Genomic DNA, 22,850 nt, shown 5'->3' with positions numbered 1-22,850 from the left:
TAGAACACCAGGGAAAGTTTCCCTGGTGTTGTTACAACTTAGACGAAGAAAATAAAAGTGAGGAGGATAAAAACAGGAACTAAAATTCCCATTGAATATGCTAAATACCCACCAAAAGAAGGCATCTTCACTTTGTTTTCTTCTGCAACTGACTTCACCATAAAGTTAGGAGCGTTACCTATATATGTATTGGCACCCATAAACACAGCACCTACTGAAATTGCTTTTAAGATCTCTTCTGCTTGGACGTTTCCAATGAATTGGCCAAGAGTGAGAGGAGCAGATCCTGCTGGAGTGAGAAGACCTGATGCAAGGGAACCAAACGTTAAGTACGTAGGAGCATTGTCCAATACGGAAGAAAATGCACCAGTTGCCCAGAAAAATTGCCAATTTTCAGTGATCCCAAGTTCTTTTCCATGTGCTTCGAGTAGTACAAGAGCAGGAATCATCGTGATGAAAATTCCAATGAAGAGGTAAGCCACTTCTTGGATGGGATGTAAAGTAAAGTTATTAAACTTTCGATCTGTTTCTTTCGAAGTAAATTTGGAAAGACCAATGAGGATAACAAGCACTGCTTCACGGATGAATCCAAGTGTTGGAGTTTCGTTGATTTGTGGGATGTAGTTACTGTTTAAAAAAGCAACTGCCAAAATCACACCGAGTAACCAAATGAAGTTCACTTGCCCACCAATGGAAAAAGGAGTTGCGAGTTTATCATCACGTTTGAGATCTTTTTTGGTTTCTTTTTTATAAGCCATTGTATCCCAAACAAAGTAAACAGTGAGTAGGATCGCAACTGCCAATAACATCTCAGGTAATAACTTAAAAGTCCAAGTGAAAGGAACACCTTTGAGGTAACCTAAAAACAATGGAGGATCTCCGAGTGGAGTTAAAGAACCACCAATATTGGAAACAAGGAAAATAAAAAACACAACAGTATGAACAACATGTTTTCTTTCGCTATTTGTTTTTAACAAAGGACGAATGAGTAACATTGATGCACCAGTTGTTCCAATAAAAGAAGCAAGAGCCGCACCAATTAAAAGATACAATGTGTTGTTCAGTGGAGTTGCATGGATATCACCTTTAATCACAATTCCACCGGAAATATAAAACAAGGAACCGAGTAAAATGATAAAGGGGATATAATCAAAGAATACAGTGTGTACTATGTTATGGCTATAACCATAAACAAGTAATACAACAAAAGAGATCGCTCCAAGCCCTACAGCTAAAATGAGTTTGTTATTATTGTCTTCCCACCAATGCGCTGTTTTGTGAGAGGCAACAGGCAAAATTGCAATGGAAAGGAGAATTGCCACGAAAGGTAATACTGTCCAATATGGGAGTTCTTCGTGAACGGATTCACCATGAGAGGAATGCCCAGTTTCCTCTTGTGTTGTTGTCTCGGTTGGAACCGGAGTTGGTTCTTCGGCAAATATCCCGGAAGTTGTCGCAGACAAACATACCAGGAAAACCATCAATGTGAGAAGCTTCTTCAACGTGCTCACCATCCTATTTTTTTTAGGACAGCATACCCGAAAGAGAAATCACTTGGAACTAAAAAAAGCGTGATTCTCCAATTTTTAAAGGAACAAATGCCGATTCGGAGATTCCCGATTGTTTCAATGCCTCTTTTGTGCGGGGCACAGGAGAATCAAGAGGTTCGTCCGATAAAACAAAGGTCATATAATGCATCGGAACTAGGTATTTTGCCTTTAGATCTAAAAAACTGAGCACTGCTTGGTTTGGATCAATGTGGACTGGTTCCATAAGCCATCTTGGTTCTGTCGCACCAATTGGTAAAATCGCAATGTCGATGGGACCAAAATGGTTTGCGATCTCTTTAAAATGAGTGTAATACCCAGTATCACCTGCAAAATAAACTTTCTCTTTTGCACCGACGACCATAAAACTCCCCCATAAAGTTTCATCACGGTCAAAAAGACTTCTGCCACTAAAATGTTGTGTCGGAGTGAAAGTTAATTTTAGCGAACGAAATGTTACTTCTTCCCACCAATCCAATTCTTTTACATGTTTCAGTCCAGCACCTAACAATAATTTTCGATTCCCAAGTCCAGTGAGAACCAAGGGATGGAATGTTTCTTCTAAGATTTTTAAAGTGGGGATATCAGTATGATCGTAATGATTATGAGATAAGATGATGATATCAATTTTTGGTAAATTAGTGATCGAAATTCCAGGTGGAGTGTATCGTTTTGGACCAGCAAAACTGAGTGGAGAACATCTTTCACTCCAGATAGGATCTGTGAGGATATTCACTCCATCCATTTGGACAAGAGTTGTCGCATGTCCAACCCAAGTCACCGATAGTTTGGATTGATTCTTTTGTAAGAGACTTCCATCATTTTTTAGGATGGGAAACTCTGGATAGGCTTTAGCGTCCAAACTGTACGGTAAAAAAAACCGATCCCATTGCCATGCAAAAACATCCCAGAAACCTTTTCGTTTGAAATCAGGATTTGGGTTCTGGAATCCGGATTCGGCATGGTGTGTTTTTAGGATTTTGGAATCAGAAAGGATGTTTGTCGACAATCCAATTGACAAAAGAAGGGAGATTACGTTTTTCCATTTCACGAAGTTTAGACTGTTAAGAAGCAAAAATGGAAAGCTTCATTTTTCGATTGCCTTTTTCTGAATCCAAAGCAAAATCTCATACTATAATGTATCGATTTGACGAAACAAAAAATTTGTTCATCGCCTATGCAAAATGGAGAGATGCAGTCGATCGTACGGAAGGAAACGAAACTGTTTTTGGTTCCAATGCCGAAATTTCAGAAATTGCAAGGGATCTCAGGGAAGACGCTGAGTTCGAACTACGAATCCTCATCCAAGATTTAAAAAAACAAAATCCAGCAGCAATCAAAGAATGGGTTGAGCTCACCAAACAGTTCTTAAATGATCCAGAAATAGGAGTTTCAGAAGAACAAATACAATTGAGAAAACAGATCGCAAGGGATTGGAAATACTCACGTTCTCCACTTGGTGTCTCTGTTCGTTACCCCCACCCTTCTCAATATTGGGGAAGTGGAATAGGAGTTCTTGGTCCTGATTTGGACTGGTAAAACTGGCGGTGGTTCCAATCCTTAGATTATGGATTCCTTATTTTTCATTTTCTCAAAAGTTCTTACCATATTTCTTTACCCCTTACCTGTTTTTTTCCTCTTTTGTTTGTATCTATTGTTTCGCATCAAACCAAAGAAAACGAAGTTTCTTTTTTTTCTCGTTTGTTTGTTTTTATATCTCACTTCCAGTTCTTACATTGCCAATTCACTTGTATCTAGTCTGGAAAAAGATTATCCTCCTATTTCCATCCAGGATGCTCCCAATGCGGATGTAGCCATTGTTCTCGGTGGAATGATCCAAACCATTTCTTCCGTAAAGGCAAGGCCTGAACTCACAGATTCTGCAGACCGAATCACAGATGCTGTTCGCCTTTACAATGCAGGCAAAGTCAAAAAAATCCTATTTACTGGTGGGTCTGGTTTGTTATTGTCTGACGAATTCCGCGAGGCAAACTTAGCCAAATCGTTGTTAATCGATTTAGGTGTAAAAGAATCCGACATCATCTTAGAAAACAATTCCAGAAATACATATGAAAATGCAGTTGAAACGAAAAAAATCGTGGAGAAATTAAATTTTAAAACCTATATCCTGATCACTTCAGCCTTTCATATGAAACGTGCATCTGGTTGTTTCCAAAAACAAAATTTAAATGCGTTCCTTTTCCCAACCGATTATAGATCATTTCAAATGGATTCTGGTGCCTTTGAATTGTTTTTACCATCAGCTGGTTATCTTGATACGACTACATTTGCGATAAAGGAATGGGTTGGGTATTTTGTTTACCGTGCCAAATCCTACCTTTAAATCAGGTTTTTCCGAATGATTCCCTATAACCTTTTTGTTTGACCGAAACTACCAATCAGAGAGCTTAGAGGAAAGACGTGATTTCGTCTAAAGAATGGACTATGAATCGTAAGTTTTTAACCCTTTTATTCCTCATTGCAATCTCTCTTGGAGGCATTGCTTATTTTTCCTCACAAGAAACATCGTATCTTCTCCTCGATGCTTCTGAACTTGCTGCCAATCCCACAAAATACTCGGAACAAAACTTACGAGTGAGGGGATTTGTTCGCGTAGGGAGTTTGGTGCGTGAAGGGAAAAAAGCAAAATTTGATTTGGAACTCAACGACCAAATCATCCCTGTTTTTTTTACAGGAGAAACACTTTTGCCAGATGCTTTTAAAGAAGGAGCAAGGGCACGAGTGGATGGAAAATTAGAAAAGGGAGTCCTTGTTGCAAGTCACGTCGAAGCGAAATGTGCTTCCAAATATGAAGCAGGGTATGCTGAGGAAAAATGAATAATTTAGGAACCATATTACTTTCTGCATCTCTCGCCATTTTAATTTTTTCTGCCATCCAAACCATCTACGGAATCATTTCAAAAGAACGAAAAGCTGTGGAACTAGGTCGTTTGGCCCTTATGACAAATCCATTTGTCATTGTATTAACCTTTGTCGTTTTACTCACACAACTTGTCAGATCAGACTATAGCAACTATTATGTGGTGATGCATTCCAGCGAACATCTCCCTTTATTTTATAAAATGACTTCTATTTGGTCTGGGTCATCGGGTAGTTTACTGTTTTGGAATTTGATTTTAAATGTTTTCACCTTCATCGTGTTATGGCAAACTCGTAAGTCCATAGAAGACCGAATCCCAATGATGAATCTCATCCTTGCGGTTTTATCTGGTTTTTTTAGTTTCCTCGCTGTGTTTTATGGAGACGCTCAACCATTCCGCGAATTTGTTCCCGAAGCAGCGGCAGGAAGAGGACTGAATCCCCTCCTCCAACACTGGGCCATGATCATCCACCCTCCCATTCTTTATATTGGTTATGTGAGTATCTCCATACCATTTGCAATTGCAATGTCAGCACTTGTATCGGGCCAACTTTCAGAAGATTGGATGAAGTTCATTCGTAAATGGACTTTGTTTTCTTGGTTTTTTCTCGGTACAGGAATTTTACTCGGATCCAAATGGGCCTACGAAGAGTTAGGTTGGGGTGGGTATTGGGCATGGGACCCAGTCGAAAACGCATCGTTAATGCCTTGGTTACTCACAAGTGCCTTTGTTCATTCTGTTGTTATCCAAGAACGTCGAGGAATGTTGAAGTTTTGGAATATGTTACTCGTGATCCTTGCCTTTCACTTTAGTTTACTTGGCACATGGATCACTCGTTCAGGTGTTCTCGAAGGTCCTCATAGTTTTTCCAAATCGACAATCGGGACTCCGTTTATCGTTTATATCATCGCAAGTTTTTTGTTTTTCACAGGGTTTGTGATCTACCGAAGGAAAAACCTCACACCAGAACGAAACTTAGAAGCTATCACCTCCAAAGAAGGAAGTTTTTTATTAAACAACTTTCTTTTGGTACTTTCGACCGCAGCTATTTTGTTAGGTGTATTTTCCCCTCTCCTCTATGGTAAAGAATTTAAAGCTCCTTGGTTTAATTCTTGGGGTGTTCCTGCAGGGATCTTTTTATTATTACTCATGGGTTCAGCACCATTACTTGCTTGGCGAAAAGGTGCTGGAGCAGTATTTTTTTCTACCTTACTCAAACCTTTCCTATTTGGAATTTTGGGTGGTGGACTCTACATCCTGTTTTATTCACAAAACTTTACAAAACCCGATTCCAAGTACGGAGATGTTTTAGCAGAAGTGTATTCCGTTCTCACAGTCGGAATTGGTGTATTTACCATTGCCGGGATCATCCAAGAATACTACCGAGGAATCAAAGCAAGACGAGATGAACACAAAGATGAATCTTTGTTACGAGCTGGGCTAAACTTACTTCTTAAAAACAAAAGACGATATGGTGGGTATTTAGTACACTTCTCCCTTGTTCTTATCTTTATTGGTTATGCTGGGAATGCCTTTAAAATCAATACATCCGTTCGTTTCTTTTATGAGCTCCAACCACCTACTTCAGAAGAAATCATCTACCAATCCATCGACAAAGCAATGATTGGTGGTTATCAAATCGAAGCAAACACACTCAAAATCAAACCTGTTCTTATCTCTGGACTTGGCGGGGAACCTAACATCCAAAATGTGATTGTGTCCCAAGAAGCTAGTTACGGAATTTATCGTGGATTGGAAAAAATTGCGACACTTGATACTGAACGTAGGTTTTATCCACAGATTTCCCACCTAACGGGAGATTTCGAAACCCATATCCCAACAAGTGAACCAGCCATCCACTCCATGGCAAAAGAAGATTTTTACATCCAACTGGGTGCAATTGAAACTTCGGATCTAAAATCAGAAAACCCTGACTTACCACTCATGTTCATGCAGTATTACTTCACACCAGGAAGTGAAACAGACAAACTCAAACTTTTCCTCAATTTCCCAAGGCAAATTGTAGCAAATTTAGAAGTTTGGATCAACCCACTTGTAAAATTGATTTGGATTGGATCCTTACTCTATTTTATGTCTGGAATCTTTTTGTTACTCCCCATAGGCGAAAGGAAAAAACAAACCAAAGGGAATCCAATATGAAACAAATAGGATATGAAAGTTCGTTTCGAATGCCAATGTTCCCAATAGGCAATCGGTATGTTTCGACGGGTTTTTTATTACGAGGGTTCCTTTCGATTGTACTCTTTATGGGAATCACAAGTAATGTGTTTTCTCAAAAAACAACCACCAATCTAAAAGAAGAAACTCAGATCCAAACCTTCCTTAAGGTCACAGAGAAAATCCGATGTATCTGTTTACCAAGCCTTCCTATCCAGTCGTGTTCCTTTAACATGTGTGCTGCTTCCAGTTATCTCAAAAGTTTCATTGAAAATCGAATCAAAGAAGGAATGGGAGAAGGAGAAATCATTTCCAAAATGGAAAATGGATTTGGCACTTCAGTTTTACAAGACCCTATTGTAATCATGTTCCAAGAAAATGGAAACCAAGGTATGGTTGATTCGATCGTGTATGGTTTTGGTCCTAAAATCTTAGCAAAACCTGATGATACTTGGATCAATGCCACATTACTTGGATTAGGTGTTCTTGGGTTATTTGGGATCTATCGATATGGAACTAAAAAATCACGTGAAAAATCTGCTCTTTCCCAATCAAACTCCAAAACTCCATCAACTTCTACAACAGAAGCCATCAAAGAAAAAATTCGCAAATTTGAAGAGTCTTAAGAGATTCTGAAGGTAGGAATTTTTCATTCGGACCAAGGATAGATTCAAAAGAATACGAATCTCAATTAAGGAAAGGATACCGTTTCACAATCTTTCCGAATTTGAACCAACGCAGAGACTAAAGAATTTGTATCCTCCCTTGTTAATTTTGCATTCAAACTGATCCGCAATCTTGGCGTGGGAACTGTCGGTGGACGGATGGCGCGAACATCGAGACCCATCTCCTGTAATCGTTTGGCATAATATAAAGATTCTTTTTCGGATGAAAGTAATAAAGGGATGATATGAGATTCTGTATTCGTAATCATAAAACCATTCGTTTGTAACGATTGTTTTAATTCTCTAGTGAGTTCAAATAAATGAAACCTCTCAGTCTCCATAGATCGTAATAAGTCTAAAGCATACATTGCCAATTTAGAAATGATGGGTAGTGGTGCCGTAGAAAATATAAATGGTCGCATGACATTGACCAAATGGTCTCTACCCATTTGTTTTGTTACGATGATCCCTCCTTCCAATCCAAATGATTTACCGAGTGTATACACTCGGTAATCAATCGATTGAATGTCTTCGGGAGGTAAATCGCGAAACAAAATCCCCTTGCCTTCTTTGCCATACACTCCGAGTGCGTGTGCTTCATCCACAATCAGGACAAACCCATATTGTTTTTTTAATGTGAGTAGTTTGGAAAAATCGGGGCTATCTCCATCCATACTAAACAAAGATTCGGTAACAACGATTCGTTTGTGTTTCTGGTTTGGGTCTTCGGCATTTGCCTTGTTTAGTAACGTTTGTAAATGTTGCAAATCCAAGTGGTTGTAGTATTTTTTTTTGGCACCAGAAATCCGTATCCCATCCAAAATCGAGGCATGATTCAAACGGTCTGTAAAAACATAACAATTTGGCGCAGCAATGGAATCAATGAGCCCCAAGTTTGCGACAAAACCATTGGAAACAAGTAAGGCTGCCTCTCCATTCACAAAGTTTGCAAATTCCGTTTCGAACAAATCCATGGAATCATAATTTCCACGAACAAGCCGTGAAGCTGTCGAACCAAAGGGATACAAATCTGTTAAAGACCTGTAGTATTCCAACATACGAGAGTTAGTGGCTAGGCCCATGTAATCATTGGAACAAAAATCAATCCCATGATAGGTTTTAGTTTCCCGAAATAATTGTTTTTCCTTGATGGACTCCAGTTTTTTTTGAATTTCTTCCCAATGATGGCTCACAATCACCAGTTTTCCTGGCCTAAAATTTTTTCCGATTTAATTTTTCTAAGAATTTGTTAGAATGAACCAAAGAAATGGACGTGTTACCGCAAGAATCTTTGGAAATAATTCGGAGAGCAAAGAGTATCATCTTTCTGACAGGGGCTGGTATTTCAAACGAAAGTGGAATCCCAACGTTTCGCGGAGAAGGTGGACTTTGGAAAAACTTCCGAGCAGAGGATTTAGCAACTCCTGAAGCTTTCCTAAAAAATCCAGAACTCGTTTGGGAATGGTACGATTGGCGAAGGAATATTTGTAAAAATGCAAAACCCAATCCAGGCCATATAACAATTGCCAAATGGCAAAAAAAATCAAGTTCTGTTTCCCTCATTACTCAAAATGTAGACGGCCTTCATCCGCGTGCAGGAAGTGAATCCATCATCGAACTTCATGGGAATATTTTTCGTGTCAGGTGTACAAATTGTTCGGCAAAATTCCATTTGGAACAAGATGGTTTAGACCATCCTGGACTTAAATTTTGTAAACATTGTGAATCCCTACTTAGGCCCGACATTGTTTGGTTTGGAGAAGAGTATGACCAAACACTTCTCACAAAAAGTTGGGAACTATGTAAACAATCACAAATCGTTTTTGTCATTGGAACGAGTGCCAACGTATCTGTCCCCGCCCAATTAGCGCTCACCGCGATTCGGAATGGAGCAATCGGGATTGAAATCAATCCAGCTGAAACAAATCTTACACCTTCCATGAAACACCATTTTGGTGGAAAATCAGGTGAAGTATTACCCAAAATTTGGAATGAAGTATTTCCAAACGAACCATTAGACTAAAGGATCCCAAATTATGCTAACATTTGTTTTACTTGTTTTATCCAATATCTTTATGACTTTTGCCTGGTATGGCCATTTAAAATATGCAAAATCAAACCAAATGTTTTATGTGATTTTGTTTTCATGGGGCATTGCATTTTTTGAATATGTGCTTATGGTACCTGCCAATCGAATCGGGTATACTGTATATAAATATGAAGGATTCCAATTAAAGATCATCCAAGAGATGATTACAATCTTTGTTTTTATCCTTTTTGCCACCTTGTTTTTAGGCGAAAAAATCAAATGGAATTATATCGTTAGTTTTGGATTGATCTTACTTGCTGGTTTTTTTGCGTTTGGATTTGGGAACAATTCAAACAGTCACTAAAAATTGGACAAGGGACTTTGCAAGTTCCTCTTTTGGTAAAGGTCCAATCTCTTTCACAAGTCCACTCGGACCAAAAATACGTAATATCGATTCTACTTCACCAAATCCTTTTCCATGTCCAACTACATTTCCTACGATGTAATGTAAACCTTTGCGAACGAGTTTTTCTCTCGCATGTTTTTCCAAATCATTTGTTTCTGCTGCAAACCCAACGCGAATCGAATTCTTGATTTGGTTTTCTTTGATGTACTCATCCACTTGTTTTAAAACATCTGGATTTTCTTCTAATTCGAGTAATAATCCCTTACTTCCTTCAGAAGTTCTTTCTTTTTTGATTTTATGTTCTGCAGTCATGATGGGACGAAAATCTGCAGGAGCCGCTGCCATCACAAGTAAAGTATCATCCAACATTTGAGATAAAACTGTATCTCGAAGTTGCATTGTTGTTTCGACTTCTAAGTTTTGTTTGGCGCCTTCCACATTCGCATATCGTTCCAAGGTATTCCCATGGATATAAATCACATCTACAGGGTATTGTAAAAAATACTTTGCAATTTCATATCCCATTTTTCCAGACGAAGCATTAGAGATATACCGAACAGGGTCAATCCACTCGCGTGTGGGACCAGATGTAATGACAACACGTTTGAATTTTAAATTCATGAATTTTTTCTATGAAGTTCGATGATTTGTTCCATGATGGTTTCGACTGTTGCTAACTTTCCATACCCTTCATCACCACAAACAACAATGCCTTTGTCTGGAGATACAATATGTACACCATCGGCTACTAATGTTTTTAAATTCCGTTGTACAGCAGGATGGAGATACATCCCAGGATTCATGGAAGGTGCCACAAGCACTGGTGAAGTACATGCAAGGTAAGTAGAAGTCACCAAATCATCAGCGATTCCATTAGCCATTTTTCCTATGATGTTAGCGGAAGCTGGAACAACTGCAAAAACGGATGCAATGTTTTTGATCTCAATATGAGCCATACCCGTATCAAATTCATCAATTCGAACAGGTTTACTAGTTAGAGCTTCAAAGGTAATTTTACCAACAAACTTAGTGGCGTTAGCCGTCATAATCACTCGCACTGGGTATCCGTTTTTGGTAAGACCTCTAACCAAATCACAAGCTTTATAAGAGGCGATAGAACCTGAGACTGCGATGATAATTTCTTTCATTTACCGATCCTCGTAGGATAATTCCCGTTCCATTTCGGCATCGTGGTCTTCTTCTAATTTCGGTGTGAATAGGATGGAAATGATTTTGTTTCCTTCCATTTTTTTCACCTTGAGGCTACCTTTTTTGATTTGAACGATACTACCTTCTTTTGGCATATCTTCATTTTTTTCCATAAAGTAACCAGCGATGGTTCGAACCTCTTCCATATCGGATGGTTCTTCCCCTTCTAATATATCAGTTAAGCTAGAAAGTTCGGTTTCTCCATCGAGAGTGATGGTTTTAGTTTTTTTATTCTTGGAAGTTACATCCACTTCATCGGTGTCAGTTTCATCTCGAATTTCACCAAAAAATTCTTCGATAATATCTTCTAACGTAAGTAAGCCGGAAACTCCACCGTATTCATCAATGACAATCGCCATATGTTGTTTTTTCTCACGGAGTTTTGTCATCACTCGTTCGATGGACATGGATTCAGGAACTTTTACAAAATCCTTTTCCATGATAACGGTAATTTTTTCTTTTTTGCCTTTGGCCGACAGATGGGCCGCTTGCCATTTTAAAAATTTTTGAACGTGGACAATCCCAACAATTTTATCGAGTGTTTGGTTGTAAACTGGGTATCTTGAAAAACTATGTTCGGCAATGAGGGGAAGTAGTTTGTCGATCGTTGATTCTTGTGGAATTCCAATGATGGAAAGACGATGTGTCATTACATCCTTGGCAGTATGTTCCGAAAAATCAAAGGTTTTCTGGATGAGTTGCATTTCTGCATTATCAATTCGACCTTGTTTTCTTTGTTCCTCGATGATGATCATGAGTTCTTCAGCAGAATGGACATATTTATCACCTGTTCGTTGCAAACGGAACAGAGTGAGAATCCCACCTGCCAATCTATTCATGACAAAAGTTACAGGAAAAAACAAATAATAAAAAAGCCACATGGGAGCCGATACACCGAGTGCAATTGCTTCGGTATTCTGGATTGCCAAAGTTTTAGGAACTAACTCTCCTAAGATGACATGCAATAGAGTGATGAGTGTGAAGGATACACCGATCGAGATACTGTGGATGGTCACCAGATCCAATTCAATTTGGAACATGTGAAGGAATCCAGAGACAACACTCGCAAATAAAGCCTCACCAATCCAACCAAGGAGTAAACTGGCGATGGTGATCCCTACTTGGCAAACCGATAACATATCATCGATTTTAGAGACCGCTTTTTTGGTGAGATGGGACATGGCCCGGTTTTCTTTGACAAGCTCCTCTAGACGAGAGGGGCGGATTGATACCATCGCAAACTCTGCAGCGACGAAGAAACCATTGACAAAGACAAGGAGGAAGATGAGAAAGATGCCGATTATTTCCATAGAAACTCGAACACCACTAAAGTTTTAAGATCAGGGTCCATTGTATAATGAGGAACAGAATTAAGTATTTTGGACCGAACTTCTAGTGTCGCCTACAATTTGCGGAGATTTTCCAGGAAATCACATCGGAAATCAAAATCCAATCCTTCCATCGTCCAAAACCCTAATCGAAATTTTAATTTCGATTAAAACCTTTATGTCACATTTATTGGGCCGTAGAATAAATCCAAACCCCGTCTTCTTTGTACGCTGCTTGTTCGGTCAGGCTTTGTAATGAAATCTGGTCAAGGACAGGAAGTGTTGGAAGGTATCCAATTTTTTTTGTGCCAGAGCGAAACCAAAAATGTAACCACTCTTGGTGGAGATTCGGGTCGTTCCATGATTTCCCTAACACTCGTTCGGTATAGACGATCATTTTTGGAACCGTTCGGTAATCGATCCTGCGGTACAATTTGAGTAAAGAAATCTCCTCTGTGACCCCAGTTTCCGATCGGCAGGACCAACTGAGGACAGGACCTAAATTGGAAACACTGGCATTAGTAGGAAAATCCCATAGATGTAATCGTTCTTTGTCTTTTAATATCCTCGATCCTTCAAAATAAGCGGTGTCAACAAGTGTGATTCCTTTTCCATCCAGCGAACGCAAGTTTGTCGGACATTTCCAAGAATACAAATTGAGAGGTTTTTGAGTGTCTGTGTTGGGATACAAACTAAAGAAAAAGACAAAGGACTGTTCTTTCATTTCTTTTTTGAGAGAACGAAACAATCCCATCCCAGATTCATTTAGATAAATTTGAATTTTATCATGGTCCTTATTTGCAGAAACAAGTTCTCTCACAACATCTATAATATCAGAAGCATCGGGTCTTTGTGTTCGTACCATTTTCCAATTCAATTGGTTTCGTTTGGAATCTTTTGGATTGAATGTGAAAACATAAAACTCATCTTTATAAGGAAGGAGGAATACAGTAGGAAGTTTGACTGATTCTAAGGAACGTGTATTTTCTTCTTCATTTTTCCTCTGGATCAAATTTTCCGTTTCCCTACTCTCTGCATAAGTGGAATCGAAAAACTTAGATTCTCTTGCAGTGGAAAATCCAGATAAAAATTTAAACTGTTGGTTCACATATGGAATTTGGAATAAAGAATGGGGACTCCCCTTTGTATTCCGTTGTGTTTTGACTGAATTGTATTTAAACAATGTATCAAAAAGTCCCCATACATCATTATCATCACGTAAATGGCTGAGAGCATATTCAAAAAACAAATCTGTCGAAAAAGCAAGTGGCCTGTAGTTACGAATGTAATACAAATCTTCGTATGGATGGTTTAATAAATAATCGCTGATTCCATCTTTGATATTTCCATTCACAGGACCTTTTTTTCCAGAAGCGGTATGAGCAAAAATAAATCCAAAATTACGTAAAAATTCAGCTGCATAAAATGCATTTTCATCATCTAAAATCCCACGGCTTTTTGTGAGTTCAATGGTTGATTTACGATATTCCTTTCGATAGATCTGATTATAACCCTGTAAAATGGTAGCCGCGTATTCTAATCGTCTCCATTTTTTTTCCTGAGCCATATAAATGATCTCATCTGTCATCCGAGATGACAACTCAGGATTTTGGTCCATTAACATTTGGGAAATACGGAGTTTAGGCCAAATATCTGCCTCTGTTAACTTTTCTGGATCTTTGATTTTTTGTAATGCTTTTAGTGCTGATTCTGAACCGTTCACTTTGTACAAAGAAACTGAAATCAAATCTTTTACTTCTGCCAAACTCATCGGTTCGTTTAAAAAAGGATGATGAATGTCTGAAGACCAATTATTTAGATCTAATTTTATATAATAATCTAAGGATTTTTTATAATCTTTTTGGAAATAGGCAAGTGCACCTAACTTTACATAAATACGATTCAAGATGGATGTTTTTTTACCACGTGCTGACTTTAAAAAATTCTGAAATGATTCTTCTGCTCCATTATAATCACCTGATAAAATCTGGAAAAATGCCAATCTTTCGATCGAGTTTTCGTTATAAGCACCATCAGTGATTCGCTCCAAATCCATGATCATTCTTTGGAAATGAATCCCTTCTCTTACAAAACCTAAAAATGACAATTTGGCTGGTAGGTCTTCATCAATCCGATCTAGAAGTGGAATCCATTCTAAATTGGTATCTTCAAAAAATGGTGAACTCACCCGCATTATGTTCACAAAATGTTTGTGCATATCTTTATCTTTTCCCGTAGGAAGATCGATATAATATTGCAAACGAAAAACTCGGCAAAGAGAATAGTATGGTTTTGTTTTTTGACAATCCATACGTACCATTGTTTTTTTCTCATCCTCTCCTGTTTGGAAAAGATTCGTTCGCATATTCTTTGCTAAATTACGAAAGTAGGTATTTGGTTCTTTTTGAATGTATGTATCTAATGTTTTGATGGCTTGGACTTCGTCACCTTGTGAATGTTTCCACAAAGAAGTGAGTAAAAAATCGGCAAACGAATACTCTCCTTTTTTTGTCCTTAAGTCATATAAAATATTCGCAATTCCAACCTTGTCTTTTTTCCTCAGGTAGTATTCACCAAGCATAAGATAAAAATCAATTTCCTGATTCGTGGTGAGAGATTCTGGAGTCTTAAATCGAAAATCATCGCGAATGGTAAGTTGTTCTTTTCCTTGGATGAGTAATTTTCCTTGGGCACCAGAGACAATCCAGCCATGATTTCTCTGATTTTGTGCGTATATAGTAGTATGAGAAATCAGAATGATGAAACTGAAAAAAATAGAAAGTGACAGTCGACTCTTCATCGTATCTTTGATTCTCTAGGACCAAGGGATTTGGTCAAGTGACATAAAGGGAAATGGCAGAAAGTTTCGATTACCAAACGATTGTTGAAAGTTTTGACGAATTCATCCTCATCATGGATGGAAATTTAGAAATCCAATTCGCCCAAACATCTCCCAATCTTTACCTCCCAAAAGATTCCATTAGCGTTGGAAAACACCTAAAGGAACTCCCCATTATCCCAAGGGATGGGCTTATTTTATCCAATTTGTGCCAAGAAACATTGAGCCGAAGGATTCCATTCCAGTTTTTTACCTCACTTCTAGGCAACCAATACCGGATCTTAGGAAGGTTTCTCGAAACCAAATCTGGGCCTTGTGTGGTTTTACGTGGAGAACCAAATTTTAATATCGAAGGTGTGATTTTAGATAGTGGACCCTATGTCATTTTTCGATATAAATTTGATTCTGAATTTTTGATTACCTATGTATCACCCAATGTTTCACTTAACTTAGGTTACCAAACGGGTGATTTTAAAAAAGGAAATTTAAAAATCCAAGATTTGGTACACCCTGATGACCAAAAACAAATCGAAAGCGAAGAAAAGGAATACATAAAAAATAAACAAAGAACTTACCAAAGGGAATTTCGTTTCAAAAAACTTGATGGAAGTTACATCTATTTATCTGAATATAGTGTTGTCAGTTATTACGACTCTTACCCTACCGAAAAAATTTCTTATTTTTCTGACATAAGTGAACGTAAAGAAAAAGAATTAGAAATCAAGAATCAGAGAGACGAATTAAATCGTATTCGCTTATTATTCGAAGAAACAAATGCGGCAGCCAATGTAGGCGCTTGGGAAGTTGACTTAATTCATAATACCATTTTTTGGGCAAAAGAAACCAAACGAATCCATGAAGTAGATGATGATTATTTACCCAGTTTGGAAAATGCGTTCCACTTTTACCCGATTGAATCGGAACAAATTGCTTTACGGAAAGCTTTTGAAGCAACTATTCAAGATGGATCTTCTTATGAACTGATATTACAAATTAGGACAAATACTGGAAAGCTCAAATGGGTAAAAACCATCGGGCATGGAGTTTTTGAAAATGGAAAATGCATTCGTGTGTATGGAAGTTTCCAAGACATCACAAATAGTGTAAACTTAGACAAACAAAAAGAAGAAGCATTGTCTAAATTGGAAACAATTTTAGATGCAACAACCCATGTGACAATTATTGGTACCGATGTGAATGGGACCATTACCCATTTCAACAAAGGTGCTGAATACCATTTGCAATATTCCGCAGAAGAAATGATCGGGAAAAATACACCTTCCATCTTACACAAAGAAGATGAGGTATTATTTCGCGCAGAATCCCTTTCGCAAGAGTTTGGTGTTCCCATTTCAGGCTTTGAAACTTTTGTCCACAAAGCACGATTAGGTGCATTTGATTCTCATGAATGGACTTACATACGCAAAGATGGTTCTGAATTCCCAATCCAATTGGTGGTCACTGCAAGTAAAAATCCAAAAGGAGAAATCACAGGGTTTTTAGGAATTGGGATCGATATTTCAACTCAGAAAGCCACCGAAGAAGCGTTACGTGAAAGTGAAAGGAGATGGCAGTTTGCTCTAGAAGGTTCTGGTGATGGCATTTGGGATTGGAACGCAGAAACTGACCAGGTGTATTTTTCTAATCAATGGAAATCAATGTTAGGTTTTTCAGAATCAGAAGTGGGAACTGATTTATCGGAATGGGAAAAGCGAGTACACCCTGAAGATTTAAACCATTGTTTAGAGGCATTGGAGAAACACTTCCGAGGTGATTCAAATGTATATATGAGTGAACATCGAATGTTATGCAAAGATGGAACTTATAAATGGATTCTTGACAGAGGGAAAGTCATTGAACGTACAGAAGATGGAAAACCTTTACGTGTGATTGGAACCCATACAGACATCACTCATAGAAAGATATTAGAACAAGATTTAATCATTGCACGGGAAAAAGCAGAAAAGGCTTCCATTGCCAAATCCAATTTTTTGGCAAATATGAGCCATGAAATTCGTACACCGCTCAATGGAGTCATTGGTTTTGCAGACTTACTGATGCGAACCGACTTAAACCAAGTCCAAAGAAAGTATATGGAGACTGTGCATTTGTCTGCACTTTCACTTCTTGATTTGATCAACGACATCCTAGATTTTTCTAAAATAGAATCAGGCAAAATGGAACTCTATAAAGAGAGAGTGAATATTTTTGATCTACTACACCAAATTGCTGAAATCGTTAAACACAAAGCATACGAAAAAGGTTTAGAACTCATTTTAAATATTTCTCCAAAAGTCCCAAGGAATGTGTTTGTTGATTCGCTTCGACTGCGGCAAATCCTATTGAATTTAATTGGCAATGCCCTTAAGTTCACTCTCAAAGGGGAAATCCAAATCAAATTAACAGCAAACCCAGTGAATCAAAACGAATATGAATTCTTATTTGAGGTCATAGATACAGGAATTGGGATTAGTAAAGAAAACCAAAACAAAATTTTTGAAGTATTTGCACAGGCTGATAGTTCCACTACACGGCAGTTTGGTGGAACAGGACTCGGCCTATCAATCTCTTCCAAATTATTACAATTATTTGGAAGTAAAATTGAATTAGAATCCGAACTAAACAAAGGATCCCGATTTTATTTTAAATTCATAACAATTGCTGATAATGAAAGAAACATTGAACCGAACTTGGAATCAATCAAAAGAGTTATGGTTGTTGATGATAACGAAACCAATCTTTCTGTGATTAGAGAAATGTTGGCTTATAAAAATATTGAAACGATAACATTCAGTTCTCCCAAATTAGCCCTGAATCATTTCCAAGAAGGGAATGCATATGATATCGTCATCTCTGATTACAATATGCCAGAGATGAATGGATTGGATTTGATTTCAAAGCTCAAAGTCTATGCGCTCACATCAAAATCAAAAATTCCGAAATTCACGATTCATTCCTCTTCCAATGAAGAATCCTTGTATGAAAAGGGGAAAGAAATTGGAGTCGGTGTCATTTTATTAAAACCGATCCAAACCAATATTTTGTATGAAAGTTTATACGACTTAGTTTCAGGAAGACATTCCGAAAAAGATCCGAATCTAAAAGAAAAGTTCAATCCAATTGTCACCAATGAAAAAACAAAGGTGATGATCGTAGAAGACAATCCTGTAAATATGATGTTAACAAAAACAATCGTATTAAAAATTTTACAATCTGCCATAATCATCGAAGCAACAAATGGTTTGGAAGCTGTGGAACATTTTAAAAAAACCGAACCTGATCTTGTCCTCATGGACATCCAAATGCCAGAGATGAATGGGTATGACGCAACTAGAGAAATTAGAAAACTACAGATTGGCCAAAATGTTCCCATTATTGCACTGACCGCAGGCACTCTGTCAGATGAAGAAAACCGATGTTTGGAAAGCGGAATGAATGATTATATATCCAAACCTGTTGTTTTGAATACTATTGCAGAAAAAATGAAACACTGGCTTTTGAAAAATTAGAGATTGAATACGATTGTCCGATTGACCCTTGTTCCATCTCATGGACATTGTGCTAGTTTCTGTATCTAAACTTTCCAAAACCATCGGCGAAAAAAAACTTTTTTCAAACCTAGACTTCTCCATTAGCGAAGGCGAAAAACTTGCCATAGTCGGAATCAATGGATCCGGTAAGTCCACCCTACTCCGCGCCATTTTAGGAAAGGAAGAAACGGATTCAGGCCAGATCATCAAAAACAATAATCTTAAAATTTCGATATTAGACCAAAACCCCGTATTTGATTCCAATGAAACAATCCTCGACCATATCTACAAAGGAGACAACAAACTCGTAAAAACCATTCGTAAGTATGAAGACATTTGTGAACGTATGGGTGAAGGGGAAGAAGGACTGGATGATGAATTTACAAATGTTTCCCAAGAAATGGACAGATTATCAGCTTGGGATTACGAACAACAAATCAAATCCATATTACGAGAATTAGGTGTTGAAAAGCTAGAGCGCAAGATGTCTGAGTTGTCAGGTGGAATGCTCAAAAAAGTAGAACTTGCTAAGGCACTCATTGATGAAAGTAATTTACTCATTTTAGATGAACCAACAAACCATTTGGATGTTAAATCCATCTTATGGTTAGAAGATTACCTTGCGAATTTAGACAAAGCCATCTTACTCATCACCCACGACCGTTATTTTTTAGATCGAATTGTGAACAAAATTTTGGAACTCGATCGCGGAAATTATTTTCTCTATGAAGGGAATTATTCGATTTATTTAGAACGAAAAGTGGAACGAGAAGAAACCCTTCAAAAACAAGAAGATAAAATCAAACAGTTTTTAAAACAAGAAGTCAAGTGGCTAAAACGCCAACCAAAAGCCCGCACCACCAAACAAAAAGCAAGGATTGACCGAGCAAACGAATTACAAGGTAGAGAAAAACGGGAAATCCAAAAGGATTTAGAACTGAGTGTCGCTGCTAAACGCCAAGGGAAAACTATATTAGAGATCCATAATCTAAAAAAATCGATTGGTGAAAAAGTTTTAATCAATGATTTTACTTATACCTTCAAAGCCAAAGAAAGACTTGGCATCATTGGACCAAATGGAATCGGGAAATCTACACTTCTCAATCTTATCGCTGGCCGGCTGACACCCGATAGTGGATACTTAAAACCAGGCCTCAATACAAAAGTTGGTTATTTTGACCAAACAAGTTCTGAACTACCCTTGGAACGAAATGTATTGGAATACATCAAAGATGTTGCAGGTGAGATGATCGAAACAGAATCTGGGGAAAAAATTTCAGCAGCAAAGATGTTAGAACGATTCCTCTTTGATGGGAAGTTACAATACACTCCGATCGCCAAACTCTCTGGAGGTGAAAGACGCCGACTTTTTCTTGTTCAAATTTTGATGACGGGTCCGAACTTTCTCATCTTAGATGAACCAACCAATGATCTCGATATCCAAACACTTTCTGTTTTGGAATCTTTTTTGGATGAATTTCCAGGAACAGTTGTCATTGTTTCCCATGATCGTTACTTTCTAGATCGTACAGCGGAAAGTTTACTCATCTTTCGCAAAGAAGGTAAACTAGACCATTACATCGGAACCTTCTCTTCCTTTTTGGAAGTAGATACTTTAGAAATTGAAAACGAACCAAGTTCTTCTAAAGACAATACTATCCCAAAGACGGTGGTTATAAGCGAAGAAAAACCAAAAAAGTCAAAACAAGACCAAAAGAAAATTCAGACACTAGAGAAAGAAATCGCATCCTTGGAAGAGAAAAAAACCAAATTGGAATCAAATTTGAGTACATTCGCAAATGATCATATGGAATTGGGTAAAATAACCAAAGAAATCCAAACAATCGAAGCGGAAATTCTTTACAAAATGGAGGAATGGGAAAAATTTCATACCGAATGAAAACGGTCCATACGACAAGAATTCTGCTTTGGACTCCCATCATCCTGATAGGATATTTCATTTCAGCACAAATTGGATTTAATATTGCCTTTCTCAATAGCCAAGTTTCCCCCGTTTGGCCACCAGAAGGAGTTGGACTCGCTTCCCTTTTACTCTTAGGCCCTGCTGCTTTACCTGGAATATACTTAGGAGCGACTCTTGCTAACTTCTATAATAACCCTCATTTCCAAACGGCGTTTATTATAGGAATTGGAAACACACTCAGTAGTTATGTCAATTACCGTATCATCAAACGAGTGACGGAAAAAACAGATCCACTTTATTCCACTAAAGACTTAATTTATTTCCTAAGCATTGGAACTTTTCCTGGATCTTTTCTCAGTGCTGTGATGGGTGTTACTAGTTTATGGTATTGGGATTTTTTATCTTCTGAATTGTACTTCAATGTATTCTTCACTTGGTTTTCTGGTGAGATGTTGGGATTTCTCATTGTTGCCCCATTACTCTATGTTTGGTTTTATCCCAAATCAAAATTAAACCTAGACCTTTCCAAACAATTAGAGCTCTTTATTTGGCTCATCATAGTTTATATCTCTGGCTCTATTGCTTTCAGTGATGAATGGCCCCTCTTGTTTGTTCCGATACCATTTGTGATTGTAACAAGCATTCGATTTCGCCAATTTGGAGCGACACTTTCAACCGTAGTTCTTTCTTATATAGCTGTCACACTCACCATAGAAGGGAAAGGTGTATTCGCAAGGAGAGATTCCAGTGGGCTTTCCATCAATGATTCCCTGATTTTTCTTGATGCATTTTTATTTTGTATCAGTGGAATTGCATACTTCCTAGTGACAGCTACACGAGAAAGAGAACGTGCCCAAGAGACTTCCTTAAAATCCTTACAAGTATTAAATGAACTGAAAGAAAAAGCCAATGAAGAATTGGAACTTAAGGTATTGGAACGGACTGCTGTCATTGAAGAACAAAGAATCGAAATTGAAAAACAATTGGATATGGCAAAACGGATCCAAGAATCTCTATTCCCACAAAAAGAAATTATACCAAATGGAGTCGAAATCGAATTCAAAAACATTCCTATGATGAAAGTGGGAGGTGATTTGTATGACATCGTATGGAAACCCGACAAACAAGAACTTGGCGTTTTTATCTGTGATGTATCTGGTCACGGAATTCCAGCTGCACTACTCAGTGCACTCGTGAAAACATCACTGGAAAAATGGAAAGAAGACCCAAGTGACTTAAAAGAAAACCTGGAATCCATCCGAAACCAAATCATACCAAATTTACGTGAACATTTTGTCACAGCAAGTTTACTTCATTTGCATACAGACACAGGTGTTTTGACTTTTGCCCGTGCTGGTCATTTTCCACTTTTTATCATTCGAAAATCAGGAGCCCTCGTTAGTTTAAAACCAATGGGTAGGATCATCACACCAATATTTGACATCCTTGCGGAAGAAGAAAAATTTCAACTAGAAAAGGGTGATTTGATTGTGATGTTGACAGATGGACTCACTGAAGCAAGAGAACCATCCACATTACAAATGTTTGGTGAAGATAAACTTCTCCGACTTGTTACAGACCTAAGAAGTAAACCACTCCTCACCATTCGCGACGAAGTTTTCCAATCGGTGATCCATCTTTCTGGAGGAATTCGCGCCATCCAGGATGACTTAACTCTTGGACTCATTCGTTATACAGGGAATAACGAAGAAAAGGTTATGGTTGGATTATAGATTGATTCTTTTGGCAAATCATTCCTGATTCCCTGGTGTTTCCAAAAATTCTTCGATACAGGGAAGTAGAATCTCCGTTCTTTCATTTTCACTCATAGGACCCAAGTCTCCCCCTTTATTGTATCTGCCAACGGATTTGGTATAATCGGAGTAGTTGATAATAGATGCCATTTCGATTAGCTCAATGAACTTACCGTCAATTTGTCTGATATAGGCACTACAAGAGATGTAGGATCCGAGAAAGGTTTTCTGTTTTTGAAAGAACATCATTTTATAAACAACTCCATACGGGGTGTGGACTAGTAATTGATTAGGAAATTTTTTCTTTTTTGTATCTATCCAATCATGGATGTCCATACCCTTCGGAAGGGAAACGGGATTTTTGGGATACACCCTTCGCTCTGGTGGAAGTAAACTCGCACAACTGACCAAAAAAAATGTGGAGATACAAATCAAAAGACCAAGAGGACCAATTCTAAGTCGACCCAATCTCTGTCTCATTTGTTTTCTTATTTTCAATTGAGCCATTTTAGAATCCATTTCTCTTACTATTCCCCCTACAAATTCGTATTTATGGTTT

At 38.0% G+C, this 22,850-nt stretch carries 18 protein-coding genes; 10 read left to right on the top strand and 8 right to left on the bottom strand.

Annotated elements, in window-relative coordinates; all coding sequences use genetic code 11:
- Nucleotides 1-38 precede the first annotated feature (38 nt).
- Both ND812_RS06305 and ND812_RS06300 read right to left on the bottom strand, forming a co-directional pair.
- Nucleotides 39-1,502 (bottom strand): sodium:proton antiporter, encoded by a 1,464-nt coding sequence (locus ND812_RS06305; protein ID WP_407658466.1) that lies wholly within the window; start codon nt 1,500-1,502, stop codon nt 39-41.
- 58 nt (nt 1,503-1,560) lie between these two features.
- Nucleotides 1,561-2,598: an MBL fold metallo-hydrolase gene (locus tag ND812_RS06300; protein WP_265374751.1), complete on the bottom strand. Its 1,038-nt coding sequence runs from the start codon at nt 2,596-2,598 to the stop codon at nt 1,561-1,563.
- Between the two features lie 86 nt (nt 2,599-2,684).
- On the opposite strand from ND812_RS06300, the gene ND812_RS06295 reads away from it, so the two are divergent.
- The 5 genes from ND812_RS06295 (at nt 2,685) to ND812_RS06275 (ending at nt 7,233) form a co-directional block, all read left to right on the top strand.
- A complete protein-coding gene (locus ND812_RS06295; RefSeq protein WP_322113681.1) occupies nt 2,685-3,086 on the top strand; it encodes a DUF445 domain-containing protein in 402 nt (133 codons plus the stop codon).
- A 28-nt stretch (nt 3,087-3,114) separates the two neighbouring features.
- Entirely contained in the window at nt 3,115-3,891 is a 777-nt protein-coding gene (locus ND812_RS06290) for a YdcF family protein (protein ID WP_265374749.1), read from the top strand.
- A 101-nt stretch (nt 3,892-3,992) separates the two neighbouring features.
- Complete coding sequence (locus ND812_RS06285; RefSeq protein ID WP_100726220.1) at nt 3,993-4,385, top strand: cytochrome c maturation protein CcmE domain-containing protein; 393 nt, start codon at nt 3,993-3,995, stop codon at nt 4,383-4,385.
- A complete protein-coding gene (locus ND812_RS06280; RefSeq protein ID WP_265374748.1) occupies nt 4,382-6,589 on the top strand; it encodes a heme lyase CcmF/NrfE family subunit in 2,208 nt (735 codons plus the stop codon). The genes ND812_RS06285 and ND812_RS06280 overlap by 4 nt, the downstream gene beginning before the upstream one ends.
- A gap of 107 nt (nt 6,590-6,696) precedes the next feature.
- The gene (locus tag ND812_RS06275) at nt 6,697-7,233 is read left to right on the top strand and encodes a cytochrome c-type biogenesis protein CcmH (RefSeq protein WP_265375916.1); all 537 of its coding nucleotides are present in this window, start codon (nt 6,697-6,699) and stop codon (nt 7,231-7,233) included.
- A 65-nt stretch (nt 7,234-7,298) separates the two neighbouring features.
- Here ND812_RS06275 and ND812_RS06270 read toward each other — a convergent pair whose 3' ends face one another.
- Nucleotides 7,299-8,465 carry an aminotransferase class I/II-fold pyridoxal phosphate-dependent enzyme gene (locus ND812_RS06270; RefSeq protein ID WP_265374747.1) on the bottom strand — a complete coding sequence of 389 codons (1,167 nt, stop codon included), beginning with the start codon at nt 8,463-8,465 and terminating at the stop codon, nt 7,299-7,301.
- A 74-nt stretch (nt 8,466-8,539) separates the two neighbouring features.
- On the opposite strand from ND812_RS06270, the gene ND812_RS06265 reads away from it, so the two are divergent.
- Entirely contained in the window at nt 8,540-9,295 is a 756-nt protein-coding gene (locus ND812_RS06265) for an SIR2 family NAD-dependent protein deacylase (RefSeq protein WP_265374746.1), read from the top strand.
- Between the two features lie 13 nt (nt 9,296-9,308).
- Complete coding sequence (locus ND812_RS06260; RefSeq protein ID WP_265374745.1) at nt 9,309-9,665, top strand: DMT family protein; 357 nt, start codon at nt 9,309-9,311, stop codon at nt 9,663-9,665.
- Here ND812_RS06260 and ND812_RS06255 read toward each other — a convergent pair.
- From ND812_RS06255 to ND812_RS06240, 4 genes are all read right to left on the bottom strand, one after another.
- Entirely contained in the window at nt 9,651-10,328 is a 678-nt protein-coding gene (locus ND812_RS06255; RefSeq protein WP_265374744.1) for a phosphopantothenoylcysteine decarboxylase domain-containing protein, read from the bottom strand. The two genes, ND812_RS06260 and ND812_RS06255, sit on opposite strands and share 15 nt — an antisense overlap.
- The gene (locus tag ND812_RS06250; RefSeq protein ID WP_265374743.1) at nt 10,325-10,855 is read right to left on the bottom strand and encodes a phosphopantothenoylcysteine decarboxylase; all 531 of its coding nucleotides are present in this window, start codon (nt 10,853-10,855) and stop codon (nt 10,325-10,327) included. Before ND812_RS06250 ends, ND812_RS06255 begins: the two co-directional genes overlap by 4 nt.
- Nucleotides 10,856-12,226 carry a hemolysin family protein gene (locus ND812_RS06245; protein ID WP_265374742.1) on the bottom strand — a complete coding sequence of 457 codons (1,371 nt, stop codon included), beginning with the start codon at nt 12,224-12,226 and terminating at the stop codon, nt 10,856-10,858.
- A gap of 205 nt (nt 12,227-12,431) precedes the next feature.
- Nucleotides 12,432-15,044: a tol-pal system YbgF family protein gene (locus tag ND812_RS06240; RefSeq protein WP_265374741.1), complete on the bottom strand. Its 2,613-nt coding sequence runs from the start codon at nt 15,042-15,044 to the stop codon at nt 12,432-12,434.
- Between the two features lie 53 nt (nt 15,045-15,097).
- Between ND812_RS06240 and ND812_RS06235 the strand changes: the two genes are divergently transcribed.
- Genes ND812_RS06235 through ND812_RS06225 form a run of 3 tightly spaced genes read left to right on the top strand, consistent with a single transcriptional unit; the run spans nt 15,098 to nt 22,270 of the window.
- The gene (locus ND812_RS06235; RefSeq protein ID WP_265374740.1) at nt 15,098-18,592 is read left to right on the top strand and encodes a PAS domain-containing hybrid sensor histidine kinase/response regulator; all 3,495 of its coding nucleotides are present in this window, start codon (nt 15,098-15,100) and stop codon (nt 18,590-18,592) included.
- Between the two features lie 40 nt (nt 18,593-18,632).
- The gene (locus ND812_RS06230; protein WP_265375915.1) at nt 18,633-20,513 is read left to right on the top strand and encodes an ABC-F family ATP-binding cassette domain-containing protein; all 1,881 of its coding nucleotides are present in this window, start codon (nt 18,633-18,635) and stop codon (nt 20,511-20,513) included.
- A complete protein-coding gene (locus ND812_RS06225; protein WP_265374739.1) occupies nt 20,510-22,270 on the top strand; it encodes a PP2C family protein-serine/threonine phosphatase in 1,761 nt (586 codons plus the stop codon). The genes ND812_RS06230 and ND812_RS06225 overlap by 4 nt, the downstream gene beginning before the upstream one ends.
- An 18-nt stretch (nt 22,271-22,288) precedes the next feature.
- On the opposite strand, the gene ND812_RS06220 is transcribed toward ND812_RS06225, so the two are convergent.
- A complete protein-coding gene (locus ND812_RS06220) occupies nt 22,289-22,771 on the bottom strand; it encodes a hypothetical protein (protein ID WP_265374738.1) in 483 nt (160 codons plus the stop codon).
- Nucleotides 22,772-22,850 lie beyond the last annotated feature (79 nt).

Origin of the sequence: Leptospira limi (genome assembly GCF_026151395.1) — a bacterium.
Taxonomy (GTDB): Bacteria; Spirochaetota; Leptospiria; order Leptospirales; family Leptospiraceae; genus Leptospira_A; species Leptospira_A limi.
This window is presented reverse-complemented; position numbering and strand designations above follow the sequence as displayed.

Coding starts and splice junctions, on each gene's coding strand:
- ND812_RS06295 (WP_322113681.1), top strand. CDS start 2,685: ATGTATCGATTTGACGAAACAAAAAATTTGTTCATCGCCTATGCAAAA.
- ND812_RS06290 (WP_265374749.1), top strand. CDS start 3,115: ATGGATTCCTTATTTTTCATTTTCTCAAAAGTTCTTACCATATTTCTT.
- ND812_RS06285 (WP_100726220.1), top strand. CDS start 3,993: ATGAATCGTAAGTTTTTAACCCTTTTATTCCTCATTGCAATCTCTCTT.
- ND812_RS06280 (WP_265374748.1), top strand. CDS start 4,382: ATGAATAATTTAGGAACCATATTACTTTCTGCATCTCTCGCCATTTTA.
- ND812_RS06275 (WP_265375916.1), top strand. CDS start 6,697: ATGGGAATCACAAGTAATGTGTTTTCTCAAAAAACAACCACCAATCTA.
- ND812_RS06265 (WP_265374746.1), top strand. CDS start 8,540: ATGGACGTGTTACCGCAAGAATCTTTGGAAATAATTCGGAGAGCAAAG.
- ND812_RS06260 (WP_265374745.1), top strand. CDS start 9,309: ATGCTAACATTTGTTTTACTTGTTTTATCCAATATCTTTATGACTTTT.
- ND812_RS06255 (WP_265374744.1), bottom strand. CDS start 10,328: ATGAATTTAAAATTCAAACGTGTTGTCATTACATCTGGTCCCACACGC.
- ND812_RS06250 (WP_265374743.1), bottom strand. CDS start 10,855: ATGAAAGAAATTATCATCGCAGTCTCAGGTTCTATCGCCTCTTATAAA.
- ND812_RS06245 (WP_265374742.1), bottom strand. CDS start 12,226: ATGGAAATAATCGGCATCTTTCTCATCTTCCTCCTTGTCTTTGTCAAT.
- ND812_RS06240 (WP_265374741.1), bottom strand. CDS start 15,044: ATGAAGAGTCGACTGTCACTTTCTATTTTTTTCAGTTTCATCATTCTG.
- ND812_RS06235 (WP_265374740.1), top strand. CDS start 15,098: ATGGCAGAAAGTTTCGATTACCAAACGATTGTTGAAAGTTTTGACGAA.
- ND812_RS06230 (WP_265375915.1), top strand. CDS start 18,633: ATGGACATTGTGCTAGTTTCTGTATCTAAACTTTCCAAAACCATCGGC.
- ND812_RS06225 (WP_265374739.1), top strand. CDS start 20,510: ATGAAAACGGTCCATACGACAAGAATTCTGCTTTGGACTCCCATCATC.
- ND812_RS06220 (WP_265374738.1), bottom strand. CDS start 22,771: ATGAGACAGAGATTGGGTCGACTTAGAATTGGTCCTCTTGGTCTTTTG.